General features: G+C 47.5%; 1 pseudogene. It reads right to left on the bottom strand.

Going from position 1 to position 255, the window contains the following annotated elements:
* Nucleotides 1–255, bottom strand: a pseudogene (locus SB816_RS33325) (hypothetical protein); the annotation flags it as partial.

The following is a 255-nucleotide window of genomic DNA, read 5'->3' as shown; positions in this document are numbered from 1 at the left end:
CTATCGAAATTCGATCTCTACCATTTGTAAAAGAATAATCGCTCTCTTGCACCCACACCCCCGGAGACAATCGCCAACGAAGAACGGCTTTCTCTTTAAACCCGTTGATTTCGTCAGAAACTTTCAGCCCCCCCTTATCCAGGAGGATTGATCGCTTGTGGCTGCAACGTTCACTGTCCATATATGAGGCAGAAAAACTGACTGCAGTTTGTTGCGCATGAATGTGCGACCGTTCCTGGGTCTTTAACCAGCAAC

This window comes from Achromobacter sp. SIMBA_011 (genome assembly GCF_046535435.1).
Classification (GTDB): Bacteria; Pseudomonadota; Gammaproteobacteria; order Burkholderiales; family Burkholderiaceae_B; genus Achromobacter; species Achromobacter dolens.
The sequence above is the reverse complement of the archived record's forward strand: the minus strand, read 5'-3'. Positions and strand labels throughout refer to the sequence as shown.